The organism is Paenibacillus silvestris, from assembly GCF_009882985.1.
Lineage (GTDB): Bacteria > Bacillota > Bacilli > Paenibacillales > NBRC-103111 > Paenibacillus_E > Paenibacillus_E silvestris.
Genome location: NZ_WTUZ01000031.1, coordinates 1 through 1,443, shown reverse-complemented (window position 1 = coordinate 1,443; position 1,443 = coordinate 1). Strand labels below are relative to the sequence as shown.

Here is a 1,443-nt window from a genome sequence, read left to right as displayed (position 1 = left end):
TGAAGTGACCCCTTAAAGTTAGACAAATGTTTTATGCAACCTGTTGGGCATGAGCTCGGTACTGTACCGGGCTCATGCCTTTTAGTTTTGATTTGATACGTTTGTGATTGTAATAATCTATGTATCGTGCTAGTTCTTGCTTGAAGTGATCTACACTTTCAAACTCATTAAGATATAGAAACTCCGACTTCATAATGCCAAAGAAGTTCTCCATTACTGCATTATCGTAACAATTTCCTTTGCGTGACATGCTCTGGCTAATTCCTTGTTTCTTCAAAGCATGTTGATACTGCTTCATCTGGTAGTGCCAGCCTTGATCCGAATGCAGGAGGAGTTCGTCCTCTTCAGATAAGCGTTTAAAGGCCTTATTTAGCATCTCGGAGACTAAGGAATAGGTAGGGCGGGACCCTACTGTGTACGTGATAATTTCACCGTTAAACAAGTCCAAAACAGGTGATACATACAGCTTTTCTCCAAACAATTTAAATTCTGTAATGTCGGTAACCCATTTCTCATTTGGTTTTTCCGCTTTAAAATTACGGCCGAGAACGTTAGGTGCAATTTTACCTACTGTTCCTTTATACGAGCGATATTTCTTCATACGTACTACTGATTTCAAGCCTAATTCTTTCATGATACGCTGCACTTTTTTATGATTAACTTGTTCTCTCCGATTCAATAGTTCATCACGGATACGACGATAGCCATAACGGCCCTGATGCTCCTCGTAAATGGATTGAATAAGGAGTTTAAGGTCTGCGTCTAGATCGGGTTTGTTGAACTGCTTTACCCAGTAATAGAATGTGCTACGGGGGATGGCAGCGAACGCTAGCAATGTAACCACCGGGAATTCATGCCTTAATTCATAGACTACTTGTGCTTTGTCTTGTTTGGTGATTTTTCCTTGTTTTGAACTAAGGCATTCAACTTTTTTAAATAGGCGTTTTCCATCTTCAAACGTTCTATTTCAGCTTTTAGAGCTTCGACTGAACCCTCCGTAGGTTCTTGTTTCTTTGCAATATTTTCTTTGTTAGTTGTCATGAGTGAACGCCCCTTTTTCTTTGATTTCAGGGCGTCCTTTCCATCTTCATTAAATTGATTGCGCCATTTTCTAATAATCCCTGGAGAGGAAATTTTGAAGATGACAGCAGCTTCATTTGGAGACGTCCCATACTCATTCATGTAGTTGAGTACGTCTAGTTTAAATGACGCGGTGTAAGCTGTATAGCTCTTTTCAAAAGCTCTTATCCCGTGATATTCGTATTGCCTAATCCACATACGTAAAACTTCATGATTTATCCCTAATGATTTTGCAATACTTTTGACTCCTTCAGTACCATTCTGATACCTTTGAATGGCCTTCAATTTCTCATCTAAACTGAAATTAGACAAAAAAACTGCACCTCCATTGTTAGTGGTGTCTAACAAATGGGGTGCAGTTCA

General features: G+C 39.4%; 1 protein-coding gene. It reads right to left on the bottom strand.

The window, feature by feature from the left end; all coding sequences use genetic code 11:
- Window positions 1-31 precede the first annotated feature (31 nt).
- Window positions 32-1,392 (bottom strand): IS3 family transposase gene (locus GQF01_RS26465; RefSeq protein WP_161409969.1). Its coding sequence is split into 2 segments (ribosomal slippage): window positions 32-936 and window positions 936-1,392, totalling 1,362 coding nucleotides; the frame shifts between segments, so codons are not numbered across the junction.
- Window positions 1,393-1,443: the final 51 nt, after the last annotated feature.